Genomic DNA, 25,294 nt, shown 5'->3' with positions numbered 1-25,294 from the left:
CCCGCGCCGCTCTCCTGCGGGGCCGTCACCGGACGGGTGCTCCGGTACCGGGACCGGGACCGGTACCGGTCCCGGAGTGCGGGACGGCCGGCTCGGGTGCGTGGCCGTGCCGGTGCCCGTGGTCGTGGTCGTGGCCGGCCCCGTGGTCGTGGCCGTACGGGTGCGCGTGGCCGGACCCGTGGTCGTGCCGGTGTTCGTCCAGATGCCGGGCCGCCAGCGGCGGCCGGTGCGGCGGCTCGCCCTCGCACACGGCCAGGATTCGCTCCAGGAGCTCGTCCGCGCCCCGGCCGGTGCGGGCGCAGGTGGGCAGTACCGCCACGCCCGGGTTGACCTGCCGGACGTTCCCGGCGAACGCCTCCGCGTCGAAGCCCGCGGCCCGGGCGAGGTCCGTCTTGGTGAGGACGACCAGGTTCGCCAGGCCGAAGGCCGTCGGGTACTTGAGCGGTTTGTCCTCGCCCTCGGTGACCGACATCAGCGCCACCCGCAGGGTCTCGCCCAGGTCGTAGGCGGCGGGGCAGACCAGGTTGCCGACGTTCTCCACGAACAGCACCCGGGTGCCGTCCGGCAGCCAGTCCGCCAGGTGCCCGCGCAGCTGCTCGGCCTCCAGATGGCACAGTCCGCCGGTCAGTACCTGCTTCACCGGTGCCCCGGACCTGGCCAGCCGCCGGGCGTCGTTCTCGGTGGCGAGGTCGGCGGTGAGCGCGGCGACCGGCACACCGCGCCCGGCGGCCCGCGCCAGCAGGAGCTCCAACAGGGCGGTCTTGCCGCTGCCCGGGCTGGACAGCAGGTTGACGGCGGCGGTCCCGCGGCCGGACAGCCACGCGCGCAGCGTGTCCGCCAGCCGGTCGTTCTTCGCCAGTACGGCCTGCTTCAGGTCGACGGTCCGGCACATCACGCGCTCTCCCTCTGCTGTGCGTCCCGCCGCGCCGGGTGGTTCCCGGCACAGCCGTCGCCTCCCGGGAGGGTCACATCGACGATCTCCAGTTCCCGTCCGGCCACCAGCTCCACCGCCGCGCCCCGGCATCGGGGGCACCACAGCCGCGGTGGTGTACCCGGGGCGAACTGCCCGGCGCAGTCCCCGCAGCGGGCCCGGGCGGGCACGTCCTCGACGACGAGTGCGGCGCCGGCCAGCACGGTGTCCTCGGTGACCACCTCGAAGGAGAAACGCAGGGCGTCGGGAACCACCCCGGACAGTTCACCGACCCTTACCCGCACCGACTCCACCGAGGCGGCACCGTGGCGGCGGGCGGCGTCCCGGGCGCTCTCGGCGACGGCGGCGGCGATCGACAGCTCGTGCATGGGGCGTCACGCTAGCCAGCCGCGGCGGGTCCGCCGGGGGCGCCGCCACGGCGTGGCACCGAGTTCGCCCGTCCGGCCCACGCCACCGGGACCGATGCGCCCGCTCCCCCGCGACCACCCGCCGGGCGCCGCACCCGGAGCGGGGCCCGGTACGCGGAGCACTGCCCGGTGGGTCTCGTGCGGTTCGTCCTTCCCGGCGGGGCGACGGGTACCGGTCTCCCCGGCCCGCCCCGGCCGGGGCATCCGGCTGACGCCCTCCCACTCCCGCGCGTCCGAATTGTAGTTGTTTGCGTGCAATGCCAGACTTCTGAGGCGGTCGGCTGCCGGGGGCTCTCGGGCCCTCGCCCACGCCGTCCCCGGACCGGGCCCGTCCCCGCCCGTCCCGAAGGCTCCAGGGAGGAAGACGCCATGAGTACCGACGCACCGGCCCCCAGCGGCGTCGAGGAGGTCCACGTCCTGTGGATCTCGGAGGGCATGAGCTGCGACGGCGACACCGTCGCGGTCACCGCCGCGACGCTGCCGAGCCTGGAGGACGTCGTCCTCGGCGCCATCCCGGGCATCCCGAAGGTGCACCTGCACAACAAGGTGCTGGCCTACGAGACCGGCGAGGGCTTCACCCGCGCCTTCCACCGGGCCGCCGACGACGAGCTGGGCCCGTTCGTCCTCGTCATCGAGGGCTCCGTGCCCAACGAGAACATCAACGGGGACGGCTACTGGACCTCGCTGGGCAACGACCCCGACACCGGCGAGCCCATCACCCTCAACCAGTGGATCGACCGGCTGGCGCACAAGGCCTACGCGGTGATGGCGATCGGCACCTGCGCCACCTACGGCGGCATCCACGCCATGGCGGGCAACCCCACCGGCTGCATGGGCCTGGCCGACTACCTGGGCTGGGACTTCCGCTCCGCCGGCGGGCTGCCGATCGTCAACATCCCCGGCTGCCCCGTACAGCCCGACAACTTCATGGAGACCCTGCTGTGGGTGCTCCACCAGGCGGCGGGCCACGCACCGCCCATCCCGCTGGACGACCAGCTGCGGCCGACCTGGCTGTTCGGCAAGACCGTCCACGAGGGCTGCGACCGGGCCGCGTACTACGAGCAGGGCGACTTCGCGCTGGACTACAACTCCCCCAAATGCCAGGTGAAGATCGGCTGCTGGGGCCCGGTGGTGAACTGCAACGTCCCCAAGCGGGGCTGGATGGACGGCATCGGCGGCTGCCCCAACGTCGGCGGCATCTGCATCGCCTGCACCATGCCCGGCTTCCCCGACAAGTTCATGCCCTTCATGGACGAGCCCCCCGGCGGCAGCGTGTCGTCCGCGTTCCTGAGCAACGCCTACGGGCCGCTGGTGCGGTCGCTGCGCGCCATCACCAACCGGACCGCGAACAAGGAGCCCAAGTGGCGCCACAACCGCGCCGAGCTGACCTCCGGCTACCAGCCGCGCCGGACCGGCCACTGACGATGCCCGCCAAGACGATGGCCCCGGCCTTCCCCGGGACGCCGAAGCCCCCGAAGACGCCCGAGAGGACCGCCCCGTGACGACGAGCCAGACCGTCCCGGCCGAACAGCGCACCCTCACCGAGGTGGCGTTCGATCCCATCACCAGGATCATCGGCAACCTGGGCATCTACACGAAGATCGACTTTCCCAACCGGGAGGTCGTCGAGTGCCGGAGCACCTCCTCGCTCTTCCGCGGCTACAGCGTCTTCATGAAGGGCAAGGACCCCCGCGACTCGCACTTCATCACCAGCCGCATCTGCGGCATCTGCGGGGACAACCACGCCGTCTGCTCGATCTACGCCCAGAACATGGCCTACGGGGTGAAGCCGCCGCCGCTCGCGGACTGGATCATCAATCTGGGCGAAGCGGCCGAGTACATGTTCGACCACACGATCTTCCAGGACAACATGGTCTTCGTCGACTACTGCGAGCGCATGGTCAAGGAGACCAACCCCGCAGTGCTGGAACGCGCCGAGCGGACCCCGGCGCCGCGCGGCGACGTGCACGGCCAGCGGACGATCGCCGACATCATGCGCTCCTACAACCCCTTCGAGGGCTCCACCTACAAGGAAGCCCTCACCATGAGCCGGCTCACCCGTGAGATGTGCTGCCTGATGGAGGGCCGCCACGTCCACCCCTCCACGCTCTACCCCGGCGGCGTCGGCACGGTGGCCACACCACAGGTCTTCACCGACTACCTGGTGCGCCTGACGCGCTGCCTGGACTTCGTCAAGCGGGCCGTCGCCCTCAACGACGACGTCTTCGACTTCTTCTACGAGGCACTGCCCGGCTACGAGGAGGTCGGCCGCCGCCGCACCCTGCTGGGCTGCTGGGGAGCCTTCCAGGATCCCGAGGTGGTCGACTACGACTACCGGACGATGAACGAGTGGGGCAACGCCATGTTCGTCACCCCCGGCATCGTCGTCGACAACGAGCTGGTCACCACCGACCTGGTCGACATCAACCTGGGCATGCGGATCCTGCTGGGCAGCTCGTACTACGAGGACTGGATCGGCGAGGAGACGTACGTCGCCAAGGACCCCCTCGGCAACCCCGTCGACCCCCGCCACCCGTGGAACCAGACCACCCTCCCGGCCCCGCAGAAGCGCGAGCTGACGGAGGGCGGCAAGTACAGCTGGGTGATGAGTCCCCGCTGGTACGACAGGCGTACGAACGACTTCCTCGCCCTGGACACCGGGGGCGGCCCGATCGCCCGGCTGTGGGCCACCGCGCTGGCCGGCAAGGTGCGCACCCCCTATGTCCGCTCCACCGGGCACAGCGTCGAGATCGACCTGCCGAAGACCCCCGGCATGCCCGAGACGCGGCTGGAGTGGACGCCCCCGCCCTTCCCCAACACCATCGAGCGCAACCGGGCCCGGATGTACTTCGTCGCCTACGCCGCCGCCATGGCCCTGCACTTCGTGGACAAGGCGCTGGAGGAGGTACGGGCCGGACGCACCAAGACCTTCGAGGACTTCGAGGTGCCCGACGAGGGCATCGGCGTGGGCTTCCACGAGGCCGTGCGCGGGGTGCTCTCCCACCACCTGGTGATCCGCGACAAAAAGATCGCCAACTACCACCCGTACCCGCCGACCCCCTGGAACGCCAGTCCCCGGGACTTCTACGGCACCCCGGGGCCGTACGAGGACGCCGTCCAGGGCTGCCCGATCTTCGAGGAGAACGGGCCGGAGGACTTCAAGGGCATCGACATCATGCGCACCGTGCGCAGCTTCGACCCGTGCCTGCCGTGCGGGGTGCACATGTACCTGGGCCGCGGCCGCACCCTGTTCCAGAGCCACTCGCCGACCCTCGGCGCACTCGCGTAGGGGCGGCCGCCATGACCTGGGACGACGAGTACGCCCGCGCACGGGTGGCACGGGCCGAGGAACTGCTGGCCGGGCTGGAGGCCCTGCCGGACAGCGCCGCGGCGGCCCGGGCCGTCGAGACGGTCGAGACACTGGTGGACATCTACGGCGAGTGCCTCGCCCGGATCATGGACCACCTCGGCCGGTGCGCCTCCGGCGACTCCGGTGACGCCGGTGACGCGGACCGAGGCGACGGTGCGGGGGACGGCGGAACCGGGCCGGCGCACCGGCTCGCGGCCGACGAACTCGTCGGCCACCTGCTGCTGGTGCACGACCTGCACCCGGATCCGCCGGAGACCCGGGTCCGCCGGGCGCTGGAGGCGCTGCGCCGCCGGCCGGCCTTCGACGGGAGCGAGGCGGAACTGCTGGAGGTCTCCGGCACGACGGCACGGATCCGGCTGCGGGCCGGCGGGCGCGGCTGTTCGTCCTCGGCACCGGCGCTGGAGCGGGCCGTGCGGGAGGCGGTGTCCGCCGCCGCGCCCGAGATCGGACACCCGGACGTCGAGACCGTTCCCGTGACGGCACCCGCCGCGCTCATCCCGGTGGACAGCCTCTTCCGCAAACCCGCGCTCACCGCCGAGCGGGGCGGGTGAGCGGCCGTGGCGGAGACGGTTCCGGCCTCCGTGCCTCCCCCCACCCCGGCCTCCGTGCCTCCCCCCACCCCGCCCGTCGGGCCCTTCCCCGCGCCCCGGCTCCGCCGGCTGGCGCTCCGTCCGGCCCACCGGGCCGGACGGAGCGGGACACGGGAGAGCCCCAGCGGCCCGGGCAACCCCGGCGGCGGCCCCGGAGGCCCCGGCGGGGAGCGGTGCGACCTGTGCTCCCAGCCCCTGCCGTCGGAGCACCGCCATCTGCTGGACATCCGCGCGGACGCCGTCTCCTGCGCCTGCCGCGCCTGCGCCCTGCTGTTCGACCGCCGGGAGGCGGGCGGGGCACACTACCGGCTGCTGCCGCTGCGCAGGGTCCGGCTGACCGGAGAGGTGCTCGACGACGCGCTGTGGGCCGGGCTCGGCGTCCCCGTCGGCCTGGCGTTCTTCACCCGCGCCGGGGAGTCCGGCGAGGTCCGGGCCGGTTACCCGAGCCCGATGGGGCTGCTGCGCGCCACCGTGGACCCGCACCACTGGCACGAGGTGGAGAGCGGGCTGGCGGCGTGCGCCCCGGACTCCGCGGCACCGGCCGACGACGTCGAGGCCCTGCTGGTCGACCGGACCGAAGGAGTCCGGGAGCACTGGATCGTCCCGCTGGACGACTGCTACCGCCTGACGGCCGTGGTGCGCGCCCACTGGAGGGGCCTGAACGGCGGGCCCGAGGTGTGGCGGCACATCGGGGACTTCTTCCGCTCCCTCCCCGCCGGCCGTGCCGCCGGTCCTTCTCCCCCGCCGCATCCGACCGCATCCCGATCAGCGACCCGTAAGGAGGCGTCATGAGCGGTATCACCGTGGGCAAACCCGATGTGCGGCCCGACAGGGCGGCCCATGTGAGGGGCGTCAGGCAGGGCAACGAGTTGGGCTCCTACGAGAAGTCCCCGGGCCATCTGCCCGACGACCGCTCCACGGCCCGCCGGTCGACCGGCATCGACCCCGGCCGCCGCGACCCGATCCTGCCCGAGATGCCGAATCTGTCCCCGCCGTGACCGGCCCCGGCAGCACCCCGGCCGGCGCACCGGGAGCCGTGCCGGGCGGCCCGGCCGCCCGGCACGCCATCCCGTCCCTGTCCTTCGAGATCACCGGCGCGGAGCCGGAGCGGTTCGCCGCGGTGCCCACCCTGCGGTTCGGACTGCGGATCACCCGGACCGGCGGCGGCCCCGTCCGTTCGGTCAGCCTGGCGACCACCGTCCGGATCGACGTGGCCCGCCGCCGCCACGGCGAACGGGAACAGCGGTCCCTGACCGAGCTGTTCGGCCTGCCGGAACAGTGGGGCACCACCCTGCGCCCTCTGGTCTGGACCCGGATCACGACGGTGGTGCCCCCGTTCGAGGACACCACCGTGGCCGAACTGACCCTTCCGTGCACCTGCGACACCGAACTGGCCGTCACCAAGTACCTGCTCGCCGTACGGGACGGGGAGGTGCCGCTGGACTTCCTCTTCGGCGGCACGGTCTTCTTCCAAGCCGCCGACGGCCGGCTGGGCACGGCCCAGATCTCCTGGGCCGAGGGTGCCGCCTACCGGCTGCCCGCCGGGCTGTGGCACGGCCTGCTGGACCGCTACTTCGGCGGCAGCCCCTGGCTGCGGCTGTCCCGGGAGACCTACGACCGGCTCGACACCCACCGGATCCGGCGGGTGCTGGGCACCTGGGACGAGACCGTCGCCGCCCTGCTCGACCGGGCGGACGGCACCGTCCCGGCGAGCCCTGGGCCTTCCGGCACTTCCAGAACTCCTTGAGACCACCGGAGCACCATGAACGACGTGACACCGGCAGCGCCCCCGGACGCGGCACCCCCCTGGGGCGCGCCCGCCGGGAAGGCCGAGAAAATCGTGCGCACCTGCCTCTACGAGGGTTATCTGCTCTGGCCGTACCGCAGGTCCGCGCTGAAGAACACCAAACGCTGGACCTTCGGCGGGGTCTTCCCGCAAACCTGTGCCACCGCGCTGGGCGAGCCGTACCGGATGCGCACCCAGGTGCTGCTCGACACCTCCGGCCGCCCCGCCGGACGGACACGGGTGTCGGTCCGCGTGCGGTTCCTGCACGTCGTGGACCGCGGCCTGGAACGTGCGGGGCCCGACGGCCCCGAGGCCGTGGACGAGCTGACGGTGGACGGCGAGCGCCACCTCGCCTGGCAGGAGGCGACCGAGCGCGAGGTGTCCGTCCCCCTGGTTCTGGCGGCCGCCCTCCCCGGGCCGGTGCGGGCCGCCGTCGATGTGCCGGCGGGCACCGACCGCGAGCCGCTGCGGGACGGCGCGGGCCGTCCCGCGGGTGCCGTGGTGCGCCGCTGGCGGGCGCTGCGCGGCACCGTGGAGATCACCGCCGAACCCGTCCGGGCCGATGAGCCCGCCGCGGCGGCCGGGGCCGACGACCCCGACGAGGCCGGTGCGGCCGGTGCGGCCGGTGTGTACCGGCTGACCGTGGACATCGTGAACACCACCCCGTGCCCGGTCCCCGACGCGGACGCCCGCGGTGCCCGGGAGGAGGCCTGCTCGTACGCCTTCGTCTCCACCCACACGGTGCTGCACAGCGACACCGGGTACTTCGTCTCGCTCGTCGATCCGCCCCGGCGGCTGCGGGAGGCGGCCGGCGCCTGCGGGAACCAGGGCACCTGGCCGGTGCTCGTGGACGACGAGACCGCCGGCGGCGACGGCGGCGCTCCCCCGGAGGCGGGCGAGGAGGCGGACGGCGGCGGGTCGTCCGCCCGCACCGTGCTCTCCTCCCCCGTCACCCTCTACGACTTCCCCGAGGTCGCCCCGGAGAGCCCCGGCGACCTGTTCGACGGCACGGAGATCGACCGGCTGCTGATCCTCGGCGTGATGAGCCTGACGGAGGAGGAGCAGCGGGAGGCCCGGGCCTGCGACCCCCGGGCCCGGGAGATCCTGGACCGCTGCGCCGGGCTCGGCCCCGAGGAGCTGCTCGCGCTGCACGGCACCATCCGCGAGTTCCGTCCCGTCCGGGAGGACGCATGAGCGGCCGGCCGCACCCGGACCCCGGGACCGCGGAGCCGGGGACCACGGGCGCCGGCACCGCCCGGACGGCGGTGATCGGCGGAGTACGGCTGGGCCGGGGCGACCGGGTGCGGCTGCGGCCGTCCCCCGGCGCCGACATCCTCGACCTGGCACTCACCGGCCGCACCGCCGAGATCGTCGCCGTCGAGGAGGACTTCGAGGGCCGCAGCCACGTCGCGGTCGTCCTGGTGGGCGATCCGGGGCGCGATCTGGGGGCGAGCAGCCAGATCGGCCACCGCTTCTTCTTCTCCGCCGAGGAGCTGGAACCGGCCGGGCCGCCCGCGGCGCCGGGGGCGGCCCGCGCCCGGATCCTGGTGGCCGGGATCGGCAACGTCTTCCTCGCCGACGACGGGTTCGGGCCGGAGGTCGCCACCGCGCTGCGCGGGCACCCGCTGCCCGCGGGCGTCCAGGTCGCGGACTTCGGCATCCGCGGCATGGACCTGGCCTACCGGCTGTTGGAGGGGTACGGCACCGCCCTGCTGGTCGACGCGGTCCCCCGCGGGCGGGCGCCGGGCACCCTGTCGGTCATCGAGGCGGAGATCCCCCGGGAGGAGGAGTCCCCGGGCATGCCCGCGGCGCATGCCATGGACCCGGTCGGCGTACTGGCCCTGGCCCGGCGGCTGGCGGCCGACGGCGGCGCGCCGCTCCCCCGGGTCCTGGTCGTCGGCTGCGAGCCGCTGGTGCGGATGCGCGGCGACGAGCCGGATGTGGCCGTCGGTCTCAGCGAGCCCGTGCGGAGGGCCGTCACGGCGGCCGTCGTACTGGTGGAGTCCCTGGTGGTGAGGCTGGCCGCCGGAGAGCCGGTCACCGCAGAGGCCCTCGCCGGGAAGGAGGTGAAGTCCCCGTGAGAAACGGCATCCGCATTCCCGCGGCCGTGGTGCGCCTGATCGTGGGCGCCCTGGGCGCCGCCGCCGTCGCGGTACTGGTGGCAGAGGCACCGGCGCTGTGGCGGTACGCGAAGATCCGGTCGATGTGACGGAAGCGGCGGGCGCCCCCGGCGGGGCCGGACCGGTGTCCGGCCGGCGTCGGCCGGACACCGCGGGTCACCCGCCCCGCGCACCGGCGCTCTCCCGCCGGACGGTGGACAGCGTCCTGACCATGACGTGCTCCCGGCGGCCGTCGGGCAGCGGGTCGCCGGCCGGCCCGGTGGGCACGAAGCCGTGGCGGCGGTAGAGGGCCGCCGCGTGCGTGTTGCCGGAGAAGACCGACAGTCGCACCGCCCGGTTCCCGGCCGCCGCGGCCCACCGCACCACCGCCCGCACCAGTTCGTCCCCCGTTCCGCGGCCCCGGGCGGCGGGGGCGACCCACATCGAGATCAGCTCCGCCGTACCGCCCTCCCCGGCCGGCTCCGGAACGGGGACACCGCCGGCCATCCCGGCGGGCCGGCCGTCGAGCAGGGCGAGGAAGTGGCACGCGCCGGGGAGGTCCAGCCGGGCGCGCCAGCGCTCCTCCCGGTCGCCGGGGCCCTGCCAGTCCGCGAGCCGGGATCCGAACGCGCCGGGCGCCTCCGCGAGCGCCGCCAGCCGCAGTTCGCGCCAGGTCCGCCAGTCGTCCGCCGTCAGAGTCCGGATCTCGGTCATCCGGGCAGGCTGCCGTACGGGGCGGGCCGACGGCAACCGGAAACCCCGTGCCGCCGGCCGGGGTGCCGTTGCCCCGCGTACGCCCGGCATGCGCTCCCCGACCACGGGTAGTCAACGGACACCGCCCTATCCGTCCGAGGTGAGGTCATGGCCAGCGTCGTCCGGCAGCGCACAGCAGTCCTCGCAGCGCTCACGGCGCTGCTGGCCGCCGCGGCCTGCGGTGGTGGGGGCGGGGAGGAGCCCTCCCCCGCCCCGAGCCCCAGCTCCTCCGCGACCGCCCCGTCCCGTCCCGCCGGCGATCCGCCGGGCGGCGTTCCGTCCCCTTCCTCCTCGCCTTCCGCCTCCCCCTCTCCTTCGGCGACCGCCACCGCACCGGAGGACCCGGCCGGGGCCGCCCAGGAGATCCGGGAGAACTGGGAGGGGTTCTTCACCGCCACGTCGGTCGACGACAGGGCCGCCCTGGTCGAGGACGGCGAGCTGTACCGGCTGATGATCGAGGGGTTCACCCGTGACGAGCGGGCCGAACTGCTCCGCGTACGGGTGGACCGGACGGTCTTCACCTCCCCCGAACGCGCCAGGGTCGGCTACACCCTCATCCGGGAGGGCAGCCCGGTCGCCACCGGCGCCACGGGGACCGCCGTCCGCCAGGAGGGGACCTGGAAGATCAGCTTCACCACGCTGTGCTCCCTCACCCGGCACGGTGACGACGTCCCCCAGGCCGCGACCTGCCCCTCGTCCTCGGCCCCGCCCCCGGCTGCCCCGTAGCCCAGGGCTGTGACGGCCTGCCGCGCGTGACCGCCGGCCCCGGACGCCAAGGCCGAGGAGCGCACGAGCTCCACGGGGCGCAGACGGCCGCCTGCGCCCCGGCCGGCAGGGGCGTTCCGCCGCAGCAGGGTCCGGGGCGGGCGGGCCGGCGGCCTCCGGGTACGCCTTCGGGTACGGGGAGGGCGGGAGCGGACCGATGAGTTCCGGAACGGTCGCCGCCGCAGGCTTGCGCCCCGCCGTGCCGGGTAGGCGGGGGGTGCGCCCGGGGTGCCGACAGGTGGAGTCGTATGACAGGCCCCCGGTCGCCTCCTCGTCGGCGGCCGGCGGATTCCCCCGTCCTGCCGGCCGCCGGCAGGACCACGCGACCTGTCATGATGCCCGGAACGGGGGTCCGGACGCACGGACGGCCGCCGGAGAGCAGGAGCAGGAAGGAGCCACCGTGCCGGAACGTGCTCTCCGCAGTCGGCAGATGCTCGCCGGCCTGTTGTCCGCCAGTCACCTGCTGCCCCTGGAGCTGGTGCCGGACGCCGTGGCCGAGCACGCGGCCCCCGTGGGATTCACCGACATCCGGATCTACCTGGCCGATCTGCAGCAGTACGTACTGCGCCTGCTGCCCCCGGGCGGGCAGGAGGCCGGGGCGGGTGCGGCGGACGGCGAGGCGGAGCTGAGGATCGAGGGCACCGTGCCCGGACGGGCCTTCCAGCACGGGCAGCCCCTGCCCGCCGCCGGAGCCGGTCCCGAAGGGTACCGGTGGTGGGTCCCCCTGGTGGACGGCACCGAGCGGCTGGGCGCCATGCACGTCGCCACCGCCGGCGACGACCAGCGCACCCACGACGACATGAAGCAGCTGGCCACCCTGACGGCGCTGCTCCTGGCCGGCAAGAGCGGCCACAACGACACCCACGCCCGTCTGGTCCGCACCCGGCCGATGGGGGTCGCCGCCGAGATGCAGTGGCAGTTGATGCCCCCGCTGACCTACGCGGACGGCCGGGTGGTGATCGGCGCCGCGCTGGAGCCCGCCTACGAGGTCAGCGGCGACGCCTTCGACTACGCCACCGCCGGGCCCGTGGCGCATCTCGCGGTGTTCGACGCCATGGGACACGACACCGCCGCCGGCCTCACCGTCAACCTCGCCGTGGCCGCCTGCCGCAACCACCGCCGGCAGGGCGCCGATCTGGCCGAGACCGGCGAGGCGGTCGAACGGACCCTGGTCGAGCAGTTCGGCCACAGCCGCTATGTCACCGGCATCCTGGCGGAACTGGACACCCGCACCGGCGAGTTCACCTGGATCAACCGCGGCCACCACCCCCCTGTCGTCATTCGCGGCGGACGCTGGAGCACCCTGCTGCGCTGCCCGCCCGCCCATCCGCTGGGCACCGGTCTGGGCCTGCGGACCACCCTCTGCCGGGAGCAGCTGGAACCGGGCGACCGCGTCGTGTTCTACACCGACGGCATCACCGAGGCCCGCAGCCCCGGTGACCGCGAGTTCGGTCTGAGCCGCTTCGTCGACTTCATCGTCCGCCACCACTCCGACGGTCTGCCCGTCCCCGAGACCCTGCGCCGGCTGGTCCACTCCGTGCTCGACCACCACGGCGGCCGGCTCCAGGACGACGCCACCGTCCTGCTCTGCCAGTGGCTCGGCCCCTCCGCCGAGGACTTCGCCCCGGCGGCGGAGCGGGCCGGCCTGCACGGCTGACGACGGCAGGATCCCGCCCCCGGCGCCCCCGGGGGACGTCCGCCGTGACACGGCGGACGGCGGGGTAGGCGTACCGGACGCGGTACGCCCACCCTCCCGGAAGGGCAGCACAGACCATGGCCCAGCCATCCCAGCCATCCCCCACACCGGACGCCCGCCGCCGGCCGCGCCGGTCGCTGGCCGTCTGCGCGCTGATCGGCGCGGCGGTCATGGCGGCGGTCGACGAGATCGTCTTCCACCAGCTGCTGAACTGGCACCACTTCTACGACCGCGCCACCCCCGCCGTCGGACTGCTCTCCGACGGCCTGCTGCACACCGCCGAGTTGCTGGGTCTGGTGGCCGGGTTCGTGCTCTACGCGGACCTGCGCCGCCGCCGCGCCCTGTCCGTCCCCCACGCCCGGGCCGGGCTGCTCCTGGGGCTGGGCGGTTTCCAGCTGTTCGACGGGATCGTCGACCACAAGCTGCTGCGGCTGCACCAGGTCCGTTACGGCGTCGACCTGCTCCCCTACGACCTGGCCTGGAACGCGGCGGGTCTGGTGCTGCTGGGCGCGGGCGCCGCCCTGGCCGTGCGCGCGGGCCGCGGCCGGCGGCGTGCGAAGGCCGGGTGACGCCGGTGGCGCCGGAACACCTCCACCCCGCCGGCTCGGGCCCCTCCCCCGCAGCCGTGCTCGCCGCGGCGGTCGCGGCGGCGGTGGTCGCCGGCTACCTGCTCGCGGCCCTACGGCTGCGCCGCCGCGGTGATGTCTGGCCACCCTCGCGGGACCTGTGCTTCGCGGCGGGCGGCACGGCCCTGGCCGCGGCCGCCGTCCTCGACCCGCCCGGCGGGCCGTTCACCGCGCACATGGCCGGGCATCTGGTCACCGGCATGGCCGCTCCGCTGCTGCTGGTGCTCGCCCGGCCGCTCACCCTCGTCCTGCGGGTGCTGGGCCCGGGACCTCTCCGGCGTGCCCTGCTGGCCGCGGCGCACTCCCGGCCCGCCGGGTGGCTGCTCTTCCCGCCGCTGGCCGCGGCCGTGGACGTGGGCGGGCTGTGGCTGCTGTACCGCACCCCGCTGTGGGCCGCCGCACACGGCCGGCCGCTCCTGGCGGCCGTGCTGCACCTGCATGTCCTCGCCGCGGGTGTGCTGTTCACCTTCGCCGTCTGCCGTCTCGACCCGGTGCGCCGCCGCTGGGGTCTGCCCTGGCGCGGTGCGGCGCTGCTGGGGGCCGGGGCCGCGCACGCCGTACTGGCCAAGTCCCTGTACGCCGCTCCCCCGCCCGGTACCGGCCTCGCGGGCGCCGATCTGCGTACCGGCGCCCAACTGATGTATTACGGCGGCGACTTGGTCGAGGTGGCCCTGGCCGCGGTCCTGGCCGTCCAGTGGTACGCCGCCACCGGCCGGGCCCTCGCCCGGGGCCGGCGGGCCGTCCGGGGTTCCGCTCCCGCGCGGCACCCGGTCCCCGGTGGTGCTCCGGATGCGTGTTCACCCGGTCGGTGGGTAAGCGGAGGACACAGCCCGCGAGGGAGTCACACAGCGGTCAGCGGAGCAGTGGCGCTGACACAGCCGGCGGCCGGCACGTCCGTCCCCGAACCGGTCGGCCGTCGGCTCCCCCGGCCCGACCCGCCCCCAGAGGAGCCGTGAACCACTGACTCCGGTTCCTCTGGAAGAGGAAGCCGGGCTCAGGGGAGGAGGACGCGCCGCCCGGCGGGTCCGTGCGGAGGGGCGCCCGCCGACCGGCGGACACCCCGGAGCACCGGAGCCCGTGCGAGGCGGCCGCCGTCCGTCCGGCACGGCCCCGGCGCGGCACCGGGCGGTGCCGCGCCGGGGCCGTGCCGGACGGACGGGTACGGTCGTTCGGCCGACGGGCACACCGCCGGTGCCGCCCTTCCCCGCCCTCCCCGGCGGGGCCCGGCACGGAAGGAGTCACGGAACATGCCCGGTCCCGTTCCGGACAGCGTGCCGGAGGACCCCGAGGGGACCCGTGCGTCCTGTCCGCCCGCACCCTGGAGGTTCCGGGGGAAACTGTGGGCCGGCCTCCTGCCGCTCCGCCGCCCACTGCCCGTCCCCGGGGATCTGCGCCCGCTGGTCTCCCCCTCCCTGCTGGCCGTCGGGCTGGTCCGGTACCGGGAGGGCACCTTGCGCTACGACGAGCTGGCCATCGGCCCGCTGGTCCGCCGCGGCCGCCGTGCCGGGCTGCTGGTCGACCGTATCTGGGTCGACGACGCCGTCTCGGTGCGCGGCGGGCGGGACATCTGGGGACTCCCCAAGGAACTCGCCGAGTTCGTCTGGACGGACACCGGTGGGCGGACGGCGGTGCGCGTCGCCGACCGGGACGGTCCGCTGGCCGAGTTGGTCCTCGGGGCCGGGCGGCCGGGCCTGCCGGGTGTGCCGCTTCCCCTTCCGGGCTTCTCCGGTTCGCCCGGGCGGCGGCTGTTCGTCCCCGGCCGGCTGCGGGGGACCCTCCGCCCCGGGACGCTGACGGTCACCTCGTGGCCGGAGCGGCTCCCTGCCCTGGAGCGCACCACCACCCGGCTCGCGGTGGCCGTGGACCCCTTCCGGATGACCGTTCCCGGGCCGATGCGCCGCTGAGCCCCGGGCCGGTGCGCGGTCCGGGGCCTGCCGTCACCGCCCGCCGCCCAGCTCGAACAGCAGGTAGAGGAAGGCCGCGACCAGGTGGCCGGCGATCAGGTAGACGAAGAGCCGGACGACGAGCCCGCGGGGGAACTTCCGCTCCTCGTTCATCGGCGCCGCGGGGCGGGGGTGCTGTTCGGACATGGTGATGCCGCCTTTCGGACCGGCCGGAGCCGGCGGGAACGGGAAACGGGGAACCGGGGCCGCAGCCTTCAGGTGATACGCGGCCCCGCCGCGCCGACGCACAGTTCGGCGACGGTGCTGCGCAGCAACGTGTGCACGAACAGCAGGTCCGCGCCGTCGGCGGTCGCCGCCGCGATGCGGTGCGGGGTGAGCGAGTCGAAGTGCGCCGAGTCCCCCGGCCACAGGAGGTGCTCGTTCTCCTCCAGCACCAGCCGCAGCCGGCCGCCGAGCACGTGGATCCACTCCTCGCCGGGGTGCACCCGGACCGGATCGTGCCGCGGCCGGTGGGGGACGTGGACCCGCAGTGCCTGCATCGCCCGGCCCGATCCTCCGGCCGGGCGGTAGATCCAGCCGTCCGCGGTGACCGTCTCCGCACGGCCGGCCCGTACCACCGGGTCCCGTTCGGCCACCGTCTCGCCGAGCAGGTCCGACACGGTCGTACCGTAGATCCGGGCGAGCGCGAGCAGCGACGGCAGCGAGGGCTGGCGGCGGCCCGTCTCCAGGCGGGACAGGTGGGCGGGTGACAGGTCCGCGCGCCGGGCGGCGGTCTCCAGGGTCAGGCCGCCCCGCCGGCGCAGCTCGCGCAGCCGGGCGGCGATCCGTGGCGGCAGACCGTCGGGCGGGGTGCCGGCCGCCGCCTCGGCAGGGCCCTCGGATGAGGAGTTCACAGAGGTGATTGAGCCAGAAACCTGCCTGGCGGGCAATTTCTTTGCCTCTTGGGCAAGAAGCCATGGAACGATGATCGGATGAACACCACCACAGCCGCGTCCGGGGCGCGTCGGCCGGCCCTCCGCCCGGCCCTGCTGCTCCCGGTGATCGGCCTGCTGGCCGCCTGCGGCACCCAGCCCGCCCCGTCGGCCTCCTCCCCGCACCCCTCGGCCTTCCCCCGCCCGGACCGGCTCGCCTCCTCGTTTCCCGAGGGGCACGTGCAGTACGGCTTGTCCCCCTCCCCCCGGCCCTCCCCCTCCGCGTCCTCCTGCCCGGCCTCGGGCCTGCGCGTCCAGGCGGAGGAGGCGGAGGCGGCCATGGGGCTGCGGGTGCTGGGCGTCCGGCTGGTGAACTGCGGCGAGACCTCCCGCACCATCCGCGGCCGTCCCGGTGTGCGGGTGCTGGACGGGGACGGGGAGCCGCTGGAGGTGGAGATCCTCCACAAGGTGTCCGAGATCGCCCTCATCGGCGGGCTCGACGACGCCCCCGCACCGGTGCCCCTGGACCCCGGCGAGTCGGCGGTGGCCCGCCTGGTGTGGCGCAACACCGTCACGGACCCCACGGTGCCCGCCGCCACCGGCAGCGCCGTGGAGATCGACCCGCTCGGTGACCGGGAGCCGCGGACCGTACCCGCCCACCTCGACCTCGGCAACACCGGCAGGCTCGCCGTGAGCCCCTGGGCACCGGTGCCGCGGTAGGGCCGCCCCCGCCGCGAGGGGTTCTGCCGGACACGAACGGTGTACGAGGGGGCACGGCGTGGAAGACGGCCGGAGTGAGCGATCTGGAAGATCCCGGCGCGGACACCCCCGCGGACACCCCCGCGGACATCGCCGTGGTGGGCGCCGGCGCCGCCGGGCTGTCCCTGGTGCACCGGCTGGCCTACACCCCCGGCCCGGACGGCACCGCGCCCACCGTCGTCCTCGTCGAGGCGCCCGAGGGGCCGGTGCGCGCCCCGGCCCGCACCTGGTGCTTCTGGGAGACCGGCGAGGGCCCGTACGACGAGGCGGTACGGGCCGGCTGGGACCGGCTGCGGGTGCGCGGTCCGGACGGCCGTACCGCCGAGGCCCACCTGGGCGCCGCGCGCTACAAGATGCTCCGCTCCACCGACTTCGCCGCCCTGGTGGATACCCGGCTGGCGCCCCTGCCCCGGGTACGGCGGCTGACCGCGGTGGTCGACCGGGTGCGGGACGATCCGGCGGGCGGCGCCGTCGTCCACGGCACCGACACCGCGGGGGCCCCGGTGCGGGTGCGGGCCCGCTGGGTGTTCGACTCCCGCCCGCCCCGGCGGCTCCCGCCCGCGCGCAGCACGCTGCTCCAGCACTTCCGCGGCTGGTTCGTGCGCTGTTCCGCCGACGCGTTCGACCCGTCGGCCGTGGAACTGATGGACTTCCGCACCCCGCAGCCCGCCCACGGACTGTCCTTCGGCTACGTCCTGCCGCTGGGACGGCGGGAGGCGCTGGTGGAGTACACCGAGTTCTCCCGCACCCCGCTGTCGCCGGAGGGCTACGAGCGGGCGCTGCGGGACTACACCGGCCGGGTGCTGGGCCTGGGGGGAATGACGGTCACCGGCACCGAGCAGGGCGTCATCCCCATGACGGACGCCGTCTTCCCGCGCCGCGCCGGGCGCTGTGTCTTCCGCATCGGAACGGCCGGCGGCGCCACCCGGCCCGCCACCGGCTACACCTTCGCCGCCGTCCAGCGGCAGAGCGACGCCATCGCCGACGCCTGGCGCCGCGGGCGCGTCCCGGTGCCGCCCGCCGCGCACGCCGCCCGCCACCGGGCGATGGACGCGGTCATGCTGCGGGCCGTGGACACCGGCCGGGTGGCGGGGGCGCGGTTCTTCAGCGACCTTTTCCTGCGCAACCCCCCCGACCGGCTGCTGCGGTTCCTCGACGGCCGCTCCCGGTGGTGGGAGGAGTTCGCCATCGGGCTGAGCACTCCGGTGCTGCCCATGCTGCGCTCGGCGGTGGAACTGCCCGTACTGCCGCGGCGCGCCGCCGTGTCCTGAGCCGTCCTCTCCCCCGCCGTCCCGGCGCCGCTCCCGGGTGCCGCTCCGTTCCCCGCTCCCGTGTTCCCCGCCGTTCCCCGCCGTCCTCGTCCGACAGGAGTGTTCCCCCCATGCCGCTGCTCCCACCGCACCACCGACGGCCGGCCGCCGTACCCGGCCGCCCGGTCGCCCGGCGCGGGCGCGACCGCCACGCGGCCGTCCTCCACCCGGCGCCGGGACGCCCGGCGGTGGCCGGGGAGCCGCCGCGGGTCGCCGTCGCGGGCGGCGGCATCGCCGGGCTGGCGGCGGCCACCGCGCTGGCCGAACGCGGGGCGCGGGTCACCGTCCTGGAGCGGGAGCCGCAACTGGGCGGACGGCTGGCCGGCTGGCCGGTGACGCTGGCGGACGGCTCGGCGGTGACGATGAGCCGCGGCTTCCATGCCTTCTTCCGCCAGTACTACAACCTGCGCGGGCTGCTGCGCCGGGTGGACGGCTCGCTGGGGATGCTCTCCGGGCTGCCCGACTACCCCCTGGTCCACAGCGGCGGCGCCCGGGACGGCTTCGCCCGGGTGCCCCGCACCCCGCCGTGGAACGCGCTCGGCTTCGCCGCCCTCAGCCCCACGTTCACACTGCCGGGGCTGCTGCGCATGGACCCGGTGGCGGCCCTGCCGCTGCTGGACGTACGGGTGCCGCAGGTGTTCGAGCGGCTCGACGGGATCAGCGCCGCCGACTTCCTGGACCGCGTCCGCTTCCCCGCCGGCGCCCGGCATCTGGCCTTCCAGGTCTTCTCCCGCAGCTTCTTCGCCGATCCCGGGGAGCTGTCGGCCGCCGAGCTGGCGCTGATGTTCCACATCTACTTCCTGGGCTCCGGCGAGGGACTGCTCTTCGACGTGGCCAACGAGCCCTTCCCCACCGCCCTGTGGGAGCCGCTGGCGAAGTACCTGCGCGGCCACGGCGCCGAGACGCGTACGGACACGGCCGTGGAGACGGTCTCCCCCACCTCGTCGGGCGGTTACGAGGTGGTCGCCGGGGGCGGCGCGCCGCAGCGGTACGACGCGGTGGTCCTGGCCCTGGACACCGCCGGACTGCGGCAGGTGGTGGCCGGCTCCCCTCGTCTGGGCGATCCCGCCTGGCGCGACCGTGTCGCCCGGCTGCGCACCGCCCCGCCCTTCCTGGTGACCCGGCTGTGGCTGGACCGCCCCGTCCGCCCCGAGCGCCCCGGTTTCCTGGGCACCAGCGGCTACGGTCCGCTGGACAACGTCAGCGTGCTGGAGCGCTGGGAGGGCGAGGCGGCCCGCTGGGCGCGGCGCACCGGCGGTTCGGTGGTGGAGCTGCACGCGTACGCCGTCCCGCCCGGCGCCGACCGCGCCGCCGTGCAGGAGGCGCTGCTCGCCGAACTGCACCGGCTCTGGCCGGAGACCCGCCCGGCGCGGGTGGTGGACGCGGTGCACGAGTGGCGGGCGGACTGCCCGCTGTTCGCGGTGGGGTCCTTCGCCGACCGCCCCCCGGTGCGCACCCCCGACCCGGGTGTGGTGCTCGCCGGGGACTGCGTCCGGGTGGATCTGCCGGTGGCGCTGATGGAGCGGGCGGCCACCACCGGCTTCCTGGCGGCGAACGCGCTGCTGGAGCGCTGGGGGGTGCGGGGGCAAACGCTGTGGACGGTGCCCAACGCCGGGCGTTCGGCACCGCTGCGGGCGCTGGCGGCGCTGGGTGACCGGGGCCGGACCCGGGACTAGGTGTACTGCCCCGCGAGGCCGGGGCCGCCGTCGGCCAGGCCCCGGGGCGCGCTGCGGCCGGGAGGGTCAACCGGCTCGCGGCGCCCCCGGGCCCGGCGGCCCGGAGGCGCCCCGGGCACACCACTCCCCCGGCTGCCGCCGGGAGGTGCCCCGGCCGCGTCGCCGGAGTCGCCCGAGTGCGCCCGGTACGCGGGCGGTCCTCCGCCCTGCGACGCACCGCACCGGGCGCCGCGCGCTTCCCGGCAGCCCCTTCCGGTCGCGGCACCGGCCGCCCCGCGGGGGTCTCAGTCGGTCTGCCAGCTCCAGCCGGTCGCGGTCGTCCCGGAGGGGCAGTGCTCCTGGACTCCGCTCAGGTCCCCGGGCGGGGCCGTGCTCTCGCCCCCGTACTGGCGGCCGTCGCTGCACTGGACGAGGAGCCGGTACCGCTGCGCGTCGTCATTCCGCTGCGGGGCCGGGACCGGCTGTCCGACGGGGAGCGGGGCGGCGCCCGCCGTTCCCGCGGACACGGCCGCCACGGCGGCCACGGCGACGAGCAAGGGGAAGATCTTCCTGGTTTTCACGACGGGTCCCTCCATGGGTGTGCGTGCCGCGCCGTGCGCGGCGGCGCGGTGTCGTTCCGATGGCGGACATCCCATCAGGGGGGAACCCGGGAGCCGGGCAGCACGTGCGCGCTGCCCGGTCTTTCACTGTTTCGAATGAACGGTTCCGGCCGGAGGGCGGATGCCGGCTCCCGGAAGGCTCAGCCGGGAAAACGGCCCGTGCTGCGCAGTTGCCACCGCCGTTCGGCGTAGGCGAGGTCGTCGCGCCACAACCGGGCCGCGGTGCGCCGCACCAGCGGGCGCAGCAGCGGGGCCGCCGCCCGGGCCAGGGCGAAGCCGGGGCGGTCGGAGGTGGCGAGCACCGCCTCGGTGACGACGGTACGGGGCCGGCCCCGCTCGTCCTCGCCCAGCGGGGTGGCGTGCGTCTCCACCACCGACGACACCCCCTCCCCCTCGGTGATGCGCATCACCACGGTGCGCGGCTCGGGGGCGGTGAAGACCGCCCGCACCGGGACCGCGCCGCGCGAGGCCACCCGGAAGGTGACCTGGACGGTGAAGCGGTCCTCGGCCGGGTCGGAGGGTTCCGGGCCGGTCCCGGGTGCCTGGAGCACCGTCAGACCGGTGAAGGAGTAGGGGTGGAACCAGGCGCCGTGCCAGGGGTCGAGGCGGTTGGCGACGACGTCCTCCGGTTCGCAGACGCCCTCGGCCTCGGTGACCGCGCACAGCGAGGCGTCCCGGGCGGGCCGTTCGGGTACCACCGGGCGCTCCAGCGGCTCCTCGCCGCCGGCCGCGTCCAGCCGGACCCAGGCCAGGACGCCGTCGTCGTGGACCGGGTACGGTTCCCAGCCGGCGCCGCCGCGGCCGTCCAGGGCCAGCCCGTGCCAGTGGCAGACCAGTCGGCCGCAGTGCACGGGGCTGTCCTTCAGCGGCGCGCCCAGGTGGGGGCAGGCGCCGGGTCCCGCGGTCAGCCGGCCGGCCTCGTCGCGCCAGGCGACCACCTCCGTGCCCGCGACGGTGCGTCCGTGGGCGCGGCCGGGCCGTATCCGCTCGGACGGTCCCAGCACGTACCAGTTCCCCGAGGGCCGGGCGGTGGCCCGTTTCAGGGCGGCCGCGATGACGGCCGGTGAGGCGTCGCGCCAGGTGGGCCGCTGTGTGGCCCAGTCCACCGGGGCGGCCGGCCGCAGCGGCAGCCCGCGGCGCGGCAGGGTGGGGAGGCGGAGGGGACGGCGGACGGGAAAGCGAGCGGGGCGGGACGGGCCGCCGCTTCGGCGGAGTGGTTCGCGGGTCATGGCAGGGCCCTCCTGCGGAAGACGGTGCGGGCCGGGCGGCCGGCGGGTTCCGGGTCCTCGGCCGGCCGCCCGGCGGGTACGGCGCGGTGCCGCGCCCGGGCGGCGGCGAGCCGGGCCAGTCCGTCCAGGGCGACGGCGGCCCGGCGGCGGCCGGGCACGGCGACCCGGCGGTGCAGCACGTCGTAGCCGGCGTCCTCGATCCGCTCCAGGATGCCGCCGTAGAGGGTGAACGCCGTACGGATGCAGGGCCGGGCGACGGGGTCGAGCATGGCGATGCCGGGGCGGGCCTCGCGGTACACCGACCGGGTGTGCGCGGCGACCTCGCGCAGTGCCGCGCGCACCCGGGGGTGGCCGCGTCCGGTGTCGCGGCACCGGCGCAGCAGTTCGCGGTCCACCCCGTGGGCGGTGAGGACCTCGCCCGGGAGGTAGACCCGGCCGCGGTCCAGGTCCTCGCCGACGTCGCGCAGGAAGTTGGTGAGCTGGAAGGCCACCCCCAGGGCCGCCGCGTGCGGCTCGGCCTCCCCGCGCGGGACCACCGTGCCCAGCACGGGCACCATCTGCAGGCCGATGACTGCGGCCGAGCCGTGCATGTAGGCGTACAGGTCCCGGTAGGTGGGGTAGTCCGAGATGTCCAGGTCCATCCGCATGGAGGCCATGAAATCGGCGAACAGTCCGGGATCGATGCGGTAGGCGGCGGCGGTGTGGGCCAGCGCGCGCAGCACGGGGACGGTGCTGTCCGCGCTCGGTCCGGCGCGCAGCTCCTTCTCCAGCGCGTCCAGTTCCCCGGCGCGCTCGGCGGGGGTGCGGCCGGTGCCGAGGTCGTCGACGATGTCGTCCGCCCAGCGGGCGAAGCCGTACAGGGCGTGCACGGCCGGACGCCGCTCGACCGGCAGCAGCCGGGTGGCCAGGAAGTACGTCCTGCCGTGCCGGGCGTTGAGCCGGCGGCAGACGGTGTAGGCGTGACGCAGCCGCGGATCGGTGACGCCCGCGGCGTCCAGTTCCCGGGCGGTCACGGCTGTCCCACCTCCCCGGCGGCAGCGGGGAGGTGGGCGGTACGGCGGCCGGCGCGGCGCGGCGCGCCGGCCGCCGGTGGCGGGCCGGTGACGCGCCGGGCGGCCAGCTTCCCGGAGATCAGCACGGTCGGCACGCCCACGCCGGGAGTGGTGCCGCAGCCGGCCAGGACGGCGTTGTCCACGCCGCGCACCAGGTTCCCCGGGCGGAACGGCCCGGTCTGCCAGAAGGTGTGGGCGGCGGAGAAGGGGGTGCCCGCGGCGTGCCCCTGCGCGGCCCAGTCCACCGGGGTGACCAGGTGCTCCGTCTCGATGTCCGCGTCCAGCCCGGTCAGGCCCCGGCTCTCCAGCTCGGCCACCAGGGTGTCCCGGTAGCGGGGCGCCAACTCGTCCCAGGGCAGCGGTCCGGTGTCGGTGTTGGGGCAGGGCGCCAGGACGTAGAGCAGTTCGCGCCCCGGCGGGGCCAGCGCGGGGTCGGTGGCCGTGGGGCGGGTGACCAGCAGGGAAGGATCACTCATCAGGCTTCCGGTACAGGTGAGCTCGGTGAAGGTGCGCCGCCAGGCGGCACCGAAGAAGAGGTTGTGGTGGGCCAGTTCGTTCCGGGTGCGGCGGACCCCGGCGTGCAGCACCACCGCCGAGGGCGAGTGCCGCAGGGCCAGTGGGCGGCGGGGGGCGCGGCCCAGCAGCCGGTAGGCGACGGGCAGGTCGGGGGTGAGGACGACCGCGTCGCAGGGGACGCGGTCGCCGTCGCCGGTGTGGACGGCCACCACCCGTCCGGTCCGCTGTTCCAGGCGTGTCACCTCGCACCCGTACCGCAGTTCGGCGCCCGCGTCGCGGGCGGCGCCGGCCAGTGCGGCGGGCACGGCGTGCATGCCGCCGCGGGGGAACCAGACCCCGGCGACGGTGTCCATGTAGGCGATGACCGCGTAGGCGGCCAGCGCCCTGGCGGGCGCCACCCCGGCGTACAGCGACTGGAAGGTGAAGACCCGGCGCAGCCGCTCGTCGGCCAGGAACCGTCCCACCTGCCCCTCCAGCCGTCCGAAGCCGCCCAGGGCGGCGAGCCGGGCGAGGTCCGGGTGGAGCAGTTGCAGGGGGTGGTCGATGTTGCTGTCGATGAAGCGCCCCATCTGGGCCCGGTACAGGCGCTCCAGCCAGCGGCGCAGCCGCAGGTAGCCGGCCGCCTCGGCGGGTCCGGCGAAACGGCGCACCTCCTCGGCCATGGCCTCGGCGCCGGTGTGGACGTCCAGCGCGGAGCCGTCGGCGAAGCGGGCCCGGTAGGCCGGGTGCAGGGGGAGCAGCTCCAGCCGCTTCTCCACCGACTCGCCCACCGCGGCCAGCGCCTCGTCGAGCAGGTGCGGCATGGTCAGCACGGTCGGCCCGGTGTCGATGCGGTAGCCGCCGTGCTCCAGCCGCCCGGCCCGGCCGCCGGGCCCCGGGTCGCGTTCGAGGACCGTCACCCGGCGTCCGGCGCCGAGGAGGTGCAGGGCGGCCGCCAGCCCGGACAGCCCGGCGCCGACGACCACCACGTGATCGGTACGTCCCTGGACGCGTCTCACCGCCGCGCCTCCGTCTCCGGTCCGGCGGCAACCCGGACACCGTGCGCACCGTCCATTCCGGCCACGGCGCGGACCATGGCGGCCAGCCGGTCCGCGACGACCGGGTCCTCGCAGACGCCGTACAGCCTGCGCTCGGCGAGTTCGCCGAGCCGTTCGATCCGCTCCTCCACCGCGGCTCGCACCCCCAGCCCGGCCAGCACCCCGCGGAAACGTTCCAGCCGCTTCGGGGTCAGCGTGCGGTCGCCCAGGCTGCCGCGCAGCACCGCCAGGGCCGACGTGTCGCCGAGCGCCTCGGCCCGCTCCAGGGCGAGCGCCACCAGATAGGTGGTCTTGCCCTCACGCACGTCGTCCCCCGCGGGCTTGCCGGTGCTCCGGGGATCGCCGAAGACGCCCAGCAGGTCGTCCCGCAACTGGAAGGCCAGCCCCGCGTCCCGGCCCGCGGAGCGCAGCGCGCCGACGAGCCCGGGACCGGCCCCGCCCAGGACCGCACCCAGCTGCAGGGGCCGCTCGACGGTGTAGAGGGCGCTCTTGAGGTAGGCGACCCGCAGCGCGGCGGACGCCGAGGGCCGGCCGGCCGCCTGGTTGTGCAGGTCCAGGAACTGCCCGGCCACGGTCTCGGTCCGCATCGCCCGCCAGGCCCGCTGGGCCTCGCGCCGGAGCGCCGCGTCGTCCGGCAGGGACTCGGTGAACAGGTCGTCGGCCCAGGCCAGCGCGAGATCCCCGGCGAGGACGGCCACCGAGGTCCCGTACGTCTCGGGGCGGCCCACCATGCCGTCCTGCCGGTGGCGGCGGGCGAAGTCGACGTGGAGGGCCGGGCGGCCCCGGCGCAGGGCCGAGTCGTCCATCAGGTCGTCGTGGACCAGGGCGCAGGTCTGCAGCAGTTCCAGGGCCGCGGCGGTCCGCAGGACGGCGGGCGCGCCGGTGCCGTGCGGGGCGCCGCCGGCGGCCCGCCAGCCCCACCACAGGAAGCCGGCCCGTGTCCGCTTGCCGCCGCGCAGCGCGAACCGCGAGATCCCGGCGGCCAGCTGGGCACCGAAGGTGCCGTCGATGTCCTCGGCCTCGGCACACCGCTCGGCCACGTAGTCGCGCAGGGCCTTCTCCACCCGGGGGCGGACCTCGTCGGTACCGGAGGCGGCCGCCCCGCGTGCTTCCCGTGCCGGCGCGGATGCCGGCGGTACGGGTGGCCGGGCCGGCTCCGGCTGTCCGTCGTGGGCGCCGCCGGGGGCACCCGGGCTGATCATGGCAGTCGGGTTTCTCACGCCGCGGACCGCCCGGTGCGGGGGCCGGCGGTGGCAGGCCGTACGGACACGGCCGCGG

At 75.6% G+C, this 25,294-nt stretch carries 27 protein-coding genes; 17 read left to right on the top strand and 10 right to left on the bottom strand.

The window, feature by feature from the left end; genetic code table 11:
• Window positions 1–25: 25 nt before the first annotated feature.
• Entirely contained in the window at window positions 26–892 is an 867-nt protein-coding gene (gene hypB / locus CUT44_RS10250; RefSeq protein WP_100200325.1) for a hydrogenase nickel incorporation protein HypB, read from the bottom strand.
• Complete coding sequence (gene hypA, locus CUT44_RS10245) at window positions 892–1,299, bottom strand: hydrogenase maturation nickel metallochaperone HypA (RefSeq protein WP_100200324.1); 408 nt, start codon at window positions 1,297–1,299, stop codon at window positions 892–894. Before hypA ends, hypB begins: the two co-directional genes overlap by 1 nt.
• Window positions 1,300–1,707: 408 nt before the next feature.
• Here hypA and CUT44_RS10240 point away from each other — a divergent pair, with 408 nt between their 5' ends.
• The 9 genes from CUT44_RS10240 to CUT44_RS34485 all read left to right on the top strand — a co-directional run bounded on the left by CUT44_RS10240 (window position 1,708) and on the right by CUT44_RS34485 (window position 9,293).
• Entirely contained in the window at window positions 1,708–2,760 is a 1,053-nt protein-coding gene (locus tag CUT44_RS10240) for an NADH-quinone oxidoreductase subunit B family protein (RefSeq protein ID WP_100200323.1), read from the top strand.
• 76 nt (window positions 2,761–2,836) lie between these two features.
• Window positions 2,837–4,627, top strand: a complete 1,791-nt coding sequence (locus CUT44_RS10235; protein ID WP_100200322.1) for a nickel-dependent hydrogenase large subunit — start codon at window positions 2,837–2,839, stop codon at window positions 4,625–4,627.
• An 11-nt stretch (window positions 4,628–4,638) separates the two neighbouring features.
• Entirely contained in the window at window positions 4,639–5,259 is a 621-nt protein-coding gene (locus tag CUT44_RS10230) for a NifU family protein (RefSeq protein WP_100200321.1), read from the top strand.
• A 54-nt stretch (window positions 5,260–5,313) separates the two neighbouring features.
• Window positions 5,314–6,090, top strand: coding sequence for a DUF5947 family protein (locus CUT44_RS10225; RefSeq protein WP_146252157.1), 777 nt, complete (start codon window positions 5,314–5,316; stop codon window positions 6,088–6,090).
• On the top strand, window positions 6,087–6,296 hold the full coding sequence (locus CUT44_RS10220) for a hypothetical protein (RefSeq protein ID WP_100200319.1): 210 nt from the start codon (window positions 6,087–6,089) through the stop codon (window positions 6,294–6,296). Before CUT44_RS10225 ends, CUT44_RS10220 begins: the two co-directional genes overlap by 4 nt.
• A 38-nt stretch (window positions 6,297–6,334) precedes the next feature.
• On the top strand, window positions 6,335–7,045 hold the full coding sequence (locus CUT44_RS10215) for a DUF6084 family protein (RefSeq protein ID WP_199185560.1): 711 nt from the start codon (window positions 6,335–6,337) through the stop codon (window positions 7,043–7,045).
• Between the two features lie 15 nt (window positions 7,046–7,060).
• Window positions 7,061–8,278 carry a hypothetical protein gene (locus CUT44_RS10210; protein WP_100200317.1) on the top strand — a complete coding sequence of 406 codons (1,218 nt, stop codon included), beginning with the start codon at window positions 7,061–7,063 and terminating at the stop codon, window positions 8,276–8,278.
• Window positions 8,275–9,165, top strand: a complete 891-nt coding sequence (locus CUT44_RS10205; protein WP_100200316.1) for a hydrogenase maturation protease — start codon at window positions 8,275–8,277, stop codon at window positions 9,163–9,165. The genes CUT44_RS10210 and CUT44_RS10205 overlap by 4 nt, the downstream gene beginning before the upstream one ends.
• Entirely contained in the window at window positions 9,162–9,293 is a 132-nt protein-coding gene (locus CUT44_RS34485; protein ID WP_269846158.1) for a DUF6893 family small protein, read from the top strand. Before CUT44_RS10205 ends, CUT44_RS34485 begins: the two co-directional genes overlap by 4 nt.
• A 67-nt stretch (window positions 9,294–9,360) precedes the next feature.
• Here CUT44_RS34485 and CUT44_RS10200 read toward each other — a convergent pair whose 3' ends face one another.
• Window positions 9,361–9,897: a GNAT family N-acetyltransferase gene (locus CUT44_RS10200; protein ID WP_100200315.1), complete on the bottom strand. Its 537-nt coding sequence runs from the start codon at window positions 9,895–9,897 to the stop codon at window positions 9,361–9,363.
• A gap of 147 nt (window positions 9,898–10,044) precedes the next feature.
• Between CUT44_RS10200 and CUT44_RS10195 the strand changes: the two genes are divergently transcribed.
• The 5 genes from CUT44_RS10195 (at window position 10,045) to CUT44_RS10175 (ending at window position 14,927) form a co-directional block, all read left to right on the top strand.
• Window positions 10,045–10,662: a hypothetical protein gene (locus CUT44_RS10195; RefSeq protein WP_100200314.1), complete on the top strand. Its 618-nt coding sequence runs from the start codon at window positions 10,045–10,047 to the stop codon at window positions 10,660–10,662.
• Between the two features lie 469 nt (window positions 10,663–11,131).
• Entirely contained in the window at window positions 11,132–12,358 is a 1,227-nt protein-coding gene (locus CUT44_RS10190; RefSeq protein WP_100200313.1) for a PP2C family protein-serine/threonine phosphatase, read from the top strand.
• Between the two features lie 116 nt (window positions 12,359–12,474).
• Window positions 12,475–12,966: a DUF2243 domain-containing protein gene (locus CUT44_RS10185; protein WP_100200312.1), complete on the top strand. Its 492-nt coding sequence runs from the start codon at window positions 12,475–12,477 to the stop codon at window positions 12,964–12,966.
• A 5-nt stretch (window positions 12,967–12,971) separates the two neighbouring features.
• On the top strand, window positions 12,972–13,979 hold the full coding sequence (locus tag CUT44_RS10180) for a cytochrome c oxidase assembly protein (protein ID WP_100200311.1): 1,008 nt from the start codon (window positions 12,972–12,974) through the stop codon (window positions 13,977–13,979).
• Window positions 13,980–14,270: 291 nt separating this feature from the next.
• Window positions 14,271–14,927, top strand: a complete 657-nt coding sequence (locus CUT44_RS10175; protein WP_100200310.1) for an acetoacetate decarboxylase family protein — start codon at window positions 14,271–14,273, stop codon at window positions 14,925–14,927.
• 33 nt (window positions 14,928–14,960) lie between these two features.
• On the opposite strand, the gene CUT44_RS33030 is transcribed toward CUT44_RS10175, so the two are convergent.
• Together CUT44_RS33030 and CUT44_RS10170 are read right to left on the bottom strand one after the other, a co-directional pair.
• Window positions 14,961–15,113, bottom strand: coding sequence for a DUF6126 family protein (locus CUT44_RS33030; RefSeq protein WP_158239554.1), 153 nt, complete (start codon window positions 15,111–15,113; stop codon window positions 14,961–14,963).
• A 68-nt stretch (window positions 15,114–15,181) separates the two neighbouring features.
• Entirely contained in the window at window positions 15,182–15,820 is a 639-nt protein-coding gene (locus CUT44_RS10170; RefSeq protein ID WP_100200309.1) for a helix-turn-helix domain-containing protein, read from the bottom strand.
• Window positions 15,821–15,898: 78 nt separating this feature from the next.
• On the opposite strand from CUT44_RS10170, the gene CUT44_RS10165 reads away from it, so the two are divergent.
• From CUT44_RS10165 to CUT44_RS10155, 3 genes are all read left to right on the top strand, one after another.
• Complete coding sequence (locus CUT44_RS10165; RefSeq protein ID WP_100200308.1) at window positions 15,899–16,558, top strand: DUF4232 domain-containing protein; 660 nt, start codon at window positions 15,899–15,901, stop codon at window positions 16,556–16,558.
• 74 nt (window positions 16,559–16,632) lie between these two features.
• Window positions 16,633–17,868 carry a lycopene cyclase family protein gene (locus CUT44_RS10160; RefSeq protein WP_233221113.1) on the top strand — a complete coding sequence of 412 codons (1,236 nt, stop codon included), beginning with the start codon at window positions 16,633–16,635 and terminating at the stop codon, window positions 17,866–17,868.
• 110 nt (window positions 17,869–17,978) lie between these two features.
• Window positions 17,979–19,583 carry an NAD(P)/FAD-dependent oxidoreductase gene (locus tag CUT44_RS10155; protein ID WP_100200307.1) on the top strand — a complete coding sequence of 535 codons (1,605 nt, stop codon included), beginning with the start codon at window positions 17,979–17,981 and terminating at the stop codon, window positions 19,581–19,583.
• A 284-nt stretch (window positions 19,584–19,867) separates the two neighbouring features.
• On the opposite strand, the gene CUT44_RS10150 is transcribed toward CUT44_RS10155, so the two are convergent.
• From CUT44_RS10150 to CUT44_RS10130, 5 genes are all read right to left on the bottom strand, one after another.
• On the bottom strand, window positions 19,868–20,143 hold the full coding sequence (locus tag CUT44_RS10150; protein ID WP_100200306.1) for a hypothetical protein: 276 nt from the start codon (window positions 20,141–20,143) through the stop codon (window positions 19,868–19,870).
• Window positions 20,144–20,322: 179 nt separating this feature from the next.
• Complete coding sequence (locus tag CUT44_RS10145) at window positions 20,323–21,411, bottom strand: DUF5914 domain-containing protein (RefSeq protein WP_100200305.1); 1,089 nt, start codon at window positions 21,409–21,411, stop codon at window positions 20,323–20,325.
• Complete coding sequence (locus CUT44_RS10140; RefSeq protein ID WP_100200304.1) at window positions 21,408–22,424, bottom strand: phytoene/squalene synthase family protein; 1,017 nt, start codon at window positions 22,422–22,424, stop codon at window positions 21,408–21,410. The genes CUT44_RS10145 and CUT44_RS10140 overlap by 4 nt, the downstream gene beginning before the upstream one ends.
• On the bottom strand, window positions 22,421–23,977 hold the full coding sequence (crtI, locus tag CUT44_RS10135; RefSeq protein ID WP_100200303.1) for a phytoene desaturase family protein: 1,557 nt from the start codon (window positions 23,975–23,977) through the stop codon (window positions 22,421–22,423). The genes CUT44_RS10140 and crtI overlap by 4 nt, the downstream gene beginning before the upstream one ends.
• Window positions 23,974–25,236 carry a polyprenyl synthetase family protein gene (locus tag CUT44_RS10130; protein ID WP_233221111.1) on the bottom strand — a complete coding sequence of 421 codons (1,263 nt, stop codon included), beginning with the start codon at window positions 25,234–25,236 and terminating at the stop codon, window positions 23,974–23,976. Before CUT44_RS10130 ends, crtI begins: the two co-directional genes overlap by 4 nt.
• Window positions 25,237–25,294: the final 58 nt, after the last annotated feature.

Origin of the sequence: Streptomyces carminius (assembly GCF_002794255.1) — a bacterium.
GTDB lineage: Bacteria > Actinomycetota > Actinomycetes > Streptomycetales > Streptomycetaceae > Streptomyces > Streptomyces carminius.
This window is presented reverse-complemented; position numbering and strand designations above follow the sequence as displayed.

Coding starts and splice junctions, on each gene's coding strand:
- CUT44_RS10175 (WP_100200310.1), top strand. CDS start 14,271: ATGCCCGGTCCCGTTCCGGACAGCGTGCCGGAGGACCCCGAGGGGACC.
- CUT44_RS10210 (WP_100200317.1), top strand. CDS start 7,061: ATGAACGACGTGACACCGGCAGCGCCCCCGGACGCGGCACCCCCCTGG.
- CUT44_RS10165 (WP_100200308.1), top strand. CDS start 15,899: ATGAACACCACCACAGCCGCGTCCGGGGCGCGTCGGCCGGCCCTCCGC.
- CUT44_RS10200 (WP_100200315.1), bottom strand. CDS start 9,897: ATGACCGAGATCCGGACTCTGACGGCGGACGACTGGCGGACCTGGCGC.
- CUT44_RS10190 (WP_100200313.1), top strand. CDS start 11,132: ATGCTCGCCGGCCTGTTGTCCGCCAGTCACCTGCTGCCCCTGGAGCTG.
- CUT44_RS10145 (WP_100200305.1), bottom strand. CDS start 21,411: ATGACCCGCGAACCACTCCGCCGAAGCGGCGGCCCGTCCCGCCCCGCT.
- hypB (WP_100200325.1), bottom strand. CDS start 892: ATGTGCCGGACCGTCGACCTGAAGCAGGCCGTACTGGCGAAGAACGAC.
- hypA (WP_100200324.1), bottom strand. CDS start 1,299: ATGCACGAGCTGTCGATCGCCGCCGCCGTCGCCGAGAGCGCCCGGGAC.
- CUT44_RS33030 (WP_158239554.1), bottom strand. CDS start 15,113: ATGTCCGAACAGCACCCCCGCCCCGCGGCGCCGATGAACGAGGAGCGG.
- CUT44_RS10220 (WP_100200319.1), top strand. CDS start 6,087: ATGAGCGGTATCACCGTGGGCAAACCCGATGTGCGGCCCGACAGGGCG.
- CUT44_RS10205 (WP_100200316.1), top strand. CDS start 8,275: ATGAGCGGCCGGCCGCACCCGGACCCCGGGACCGCGGAGCCGGGGACC.
- CUT44_RS10155 (WP_100200307.1), top strand. CDS start 17,979: ATGCCGCTGCTCCCACCGCACCACCGACGGCCGGCCGCCGTACCCGGC.
- CUT44_RS10185 (WP_100200312.1), top strand. CDS start 12,475: ATGGCCCAGCCATCCCAGCCATCCCCCACACCGGACGCCCGCCGCCGG.
- CUT44_RS10230 (WP_100200321.1), top strand. CDS start 4,639: ATGACCTGGGACGACGAGTACGCCCGCGCACGGGTGGCACGGGCCGAG.
- CUT44_RS10195 (WP_100200314.1), top strand. CDS start 10,045: ATGGCCAGCGTCGTCCGGCAGCGCACAGCAGTCCTCGCAGCGCTCACG.
- CUT44_RS10240 (WP_100200323.1), top strand. CDS start 1,708: ATGAGTACCGACGCACCGGCCCCCAGCGGCGTCGAGGAGGTCCACGTC.